Consider the following 3620-nt stretch of genomic DNA (forward strand, 5'->3'; position numbering starts at 1 on the left):
CCACATCTGAGACGACGGGGGTCGCGTTGACGCCGCGGACGATGCCTGACACACGGAGTGCGTCGCGGTCAACCTCGTCTGTCCGAACAGCCAATCCGTACGTGGGCGTGTACGACTGCTCGACGACTTCAACAGAGACGGTGTCTGGAATCGTGGGTAGTGGACTCGTGCGCTCTCTGCCCCACGAGTCGAGTATCGTCGGTCCATTACGAATCGGCTGAGCCCGTGGGCCAATTCTCGAAGGGTACGCGTGGACATAGACGGGGAGTGCGTCCGACTGGATTTCGGTCTCGTTCGCCTCAGTCGCTCGAACGAGTGTATCCCATCGTGGGTCACGAGCCGTATAGAAGCGCCAGACTCCGCGAACGGTCGACCCACCATCCTCGGTGAGAGTGTAGCCCTGCCACGGCCGAGACTGGAAGATTGCCACCCCAGTGTCACCATCGGGATACGCCGCGTAGTAGGAGTATGCTCGCAGGTTGTACACCTCGATATCGACCGAATCAGAGACGGTAATCGCCTCAGTCGGATACGTAACCGCCGTCTCAGTCAGGTTTCCAATCGAGGTTTCTGTCGTCTTCTTGAGTCGGACTTCGATGTCGGCTTCGAGGGTGAGCGTCGTACTCCACGTTTCGTCGAGTTGGTACTCGAGTTCAGGTGTATGACTTCCACCTGAACGGGCGATAACCTCTTCACCCGATTTCAGCCGAACCTCTGTGATTTCGTCATCAACGAGTGACCACGTAACAGACGAGCTGATAGACTGACTCCCATTTGGAACACGAACACGGTAGTCGACAAACCCGCGGAGACTTCCGTTGGGTGCGACGTACAGCGGCGTCTCACCTGCCTCCAGATGGCCTCGTGTCGACGGATGGACAGCGAACAGCGTCGCGTGTGCATCGTCGATGAGGACACCATCTTCGAGAGACGCGTGTTCTGGGTACACCGACGTCTGTGCATTGCCTGCGTTCAGGTCACGGAAGTCGTTGCGTGTCCACGTCGCAGCAGTCGCCGGTGGGCGAGTGAACGTGATGTCTGTCCCATTGGCGAGTTGCTGGATGGGAGTTCGATTCTCGCCAAAGCGTTGGCGATACGTTGTCTCGTTCATGTACTCGTCTGAGTCACGAGACCACAACGTCGCCGACTCGTTCTCGGCCAGGCCGTTGTCTTCTGTCCCCGGGCGTGGTGGCGTTGCCGTAACGAGACCGGTGACCCCGCTCGTGACGAGGAGGCATGCAATCACGACAGACCACACGTTAGTGCGCATGAGGGACCGCAGAGGTAACCCTCAGATTACCAGGGCGCGAGGTCAACACACTCAGCGAGTGGCAGTCCCATCAGCGACCCAGCAACGGTGTACAGTGGGCCGAGTACAAGCAGGGTGATTAAGGCCTTCAGCGCCGCTCGCTTGTGTTCTTTGATTTTGGCCTTCTGCTCGTGGTTCGTCGCAAATACCTCGAACAGAGAGTCTCCTTGCCAGACGACGACGAATCCGATGAGGCCGAGGCCCGTCGTTAGTTGGAAGAAGCCCTCGATGAGTTGTGGAAGCTTGCTTGCACTGCAGACAACTCCTTGGGCTGCAACCGGCTGTACAAGGAAGACTACACTTAGGAGCGCAGTCATCGCGACGATACGACGAGGCGAAACAAATCGAGACGACTTTTGATTTGAATTGGATACAGTATTGTTTGATCTATCTTCTTCATTGAACATGTAGATTGCTTGTTGATTGTGCCGAGTTGGCCCAATTCCTGACTATCTCAACTTTGAACTAGAATTAAACTCTATTGGTCGGCAAAACTGTGTTTTAGACGCTAATATCTGTTGAATTTCTAGATTTTAAGTCATGTTCTGTAACTCTCATTGGAGCCTTGGCATTTGTGGTTACGTCGTGCGGTGAGTGTGTTCTAAGATTTGTAGTCGCGAGTCAGCCTGTCACTACTTGCGATGGAACAGCGCAAGCACGATGAAGGGTGCGCCAACGAACGTGAGGGCCGGATTGCGACGCTCGCCAGGGTGCTTGAGTCGCACTACGGAAGCCGTCACAGCTGGACTTCCAACGAATTCAGCTTTTAGAATATCGTGTAGCCTGAAATTCAGATATACTTATGATTTTGCCAGTGCTCCTAGAATGCATTCATTCATGAGTATTGATAACACACAACGAAAGACGCTCTCGCGCCGGGACGTGCTCCGAAAGAGTGGTACTGCAGCTCTTTTGGTTGGGCTCGGACTGACAGGCATGTCAGGAACAGCTGTGGCAACGAGCAAGCCAGAACTGATCGAGGCGATCGCAGCCGAGTCCGGTCTCTCAAAGGCCGATGCAAAAAGGGCAGTGAACTCTCTGCTTTCTACGACGACGAAGGCGCTCATAGCGGGCAAGAGTGTCACAGTGGTCGGTTTTGGGATGTTCAGCATCTCGAAGCGGTCTGCACGGACGGGACGAAACGATTCCACAATCCGTTCGTCGGTTAGCTTCGAGCCGTGCCCGAAGTTTGCGACCGCCCTCGACCTGATTCCGGGAGTGGGTGACGAGCGTCGGAATCCGTCCAGTTACCGGTGTCGTGATGGTGATATCGTGGTCGATGCAGAGCAACTGACACGCGAACCCAAAAGACGTGACGCTGACAGCGGGCTCTCGAAAGCTGACGCGAAACGAGCACTCGATGCATTTGTCACTGTAACGGCCAACGCGTTGGTCATCGGCGATACTGTCACCTTAGGCGAGTTTGGGACGTTCAGTATCTCCAAGCGGTCTGCGCGGACGGGTCGAAATCCACAGACCGGCAAGGAGATCAAGATTGCAGGTAAGAACGAAGTCAAATTCAAGGCCGGTGCTGAGCTCTCGAAGTCGGTTAATTAGAGTGGTAGTTTCTCTCATCGGGTACGATTTTCGTTTTTGTCACGACTCAAAGTGAGAGTACATTTCGTTTGCTTTCCGGCCCACTGTCTATCGGTTTCTTGAGCAAAAGAGAGCATACGAAACGAGGTGGTTGATAGATGAGTGAGCGCAGGTTTCCGTTGTAAATCCAGAGGGTCGCACACCGACCATTCTGTTATGCGTGTTGATCCTCCCACAACCACACCTCACGTTGAGTAAAATTTGAGAGTGACTGGCGTAGTCGCGTACCGACTCATTACCTGCCCCAGTTCAGTGTCAGTCGGGACGTGGTTCTCAATCTCGTTTAGTTTGTAGTCGTACCAGTGGACTCCGAAGTCGAACTCGCTGTACTTTGGAGCTGTTCGAACCTCCGCATAGTCCGCATCAGTATCGCTTTCGAGACGGACCACGGCGTCGGTGTCGTTGGTTCGGATGGGCTCCAGTTTGAAATCGGTCACGTAGTACACCTTTGCCTCGCCGACGTGTTTGTACTGGATATAGTCGTGTTCGGCGGCGACGATATCGACGTTGTCGAGTACCGCCTGCCTCGACAGGGGCACTCGATTCGTGATATCCTCCACCGTGGCGAACTTGTTATCCTCACAGATCGACCGGATGGCAACCTCGATTTTCTGTTGGGCGGCGGTGAGCGTCATAGTCGATGGTGTACCCGCCACCCGTTATCTGTTGTTGCACCGTTCGGGGTTGTCGAGACAGTCGAACCGGAATTGTGTCC

4 protein-coding genes are annotated in these 3620 nt (G+C 54.6%); 1 reads left to right on the top strand and 3 read right to left on the bottom strand.

Features of this window, described 5'->3' with window-relative positions; translation table 11 throughout:
* Positions 1-1270 (bottom strand): hypothetical protein (locus tag AUR66_RS03320; RefSeq protein ID WP_197409663.1); only part of this gene is annotated, 1270 nt, incomplete at its 3' end.
* Positions 1271-1296: 26 nt separating this feature from the next.
* A complete protein-coding gene (locus tag AUR66_RS03325; protein ID WP_343123541.1) occupies positions 1297-1716 on the bottom strand; it encodes a hypothetical protein in 420 nt (139 codons plus the stop codon).
* 430 nt (positions 1717-2146) lie between these two features.
* Here AUR66_RS03325 and AUR66_RS23340 point away from each other — a divergent pair, with 430 nt between their 5' ends.
* Positions 2147-2866, top strand: a complete 720-nt coding sequence (locus AUR66_RS23340) for an HU family DNA-binding protein (RefSeq protein WP_082682116.1) — start codon at positions 2147-2149, stop codon at positions 2864-2866.
* A gap of 224 nt (positions 2867-3090) precedes the next feature.
* On the opposite strand, the gene AUR66_RS03335 is transcribed toward AUR66_RS23340, so the two are convergent.
* On the bottom strand, positions 3091-3540 hold the full coding sequence (locus AUR66_RS03335; RefSeq protein WP_058571091.1) for a hypothetical protein: 450 nt from the start codon (positions 3538-3540) through the stop codon (positions 3091-3093).
* Positions 3541-3620: the final 80 nt, after the last annotated feature.

Origin of the sequence: Haloferax profundi, from assembly GCF_001469865.1 — an archaeon.
In the GTDB taxonomy this organism is placed as follows: domain Archaea; phylum Halobacteriota; class Halobacteria; order Halobacteriales; family Haloferacaceae; genus Haloferax; species Haloferax profundi.

What these genes read in the sequence shown, in the direction of transcription:
- AUR66_RS03325 (WP_343123541.1), bottom strand. Translation starts at nt 1,716, where the DNA reads ATGTTCAATGAAGAAGATAGATCAAACAATACTGTATCCAATTCAAAT.
- AUR66_RS23340 (WP_082682116.1), top strand. Translation starts at nt 2,147, where the DNA reads ATGAGTATTGATAACACACAACGAAAGACGCTCTCGCGCCGGGACGTG.
- AUR66_RS03335 (WP_058571091.1), bottom strand. Translation starts at nt 3,540, where the DNA reads ATGACGCTCACCGCCGCCCAACAGAAAATCGAGGTTGCCATCCGGTCG.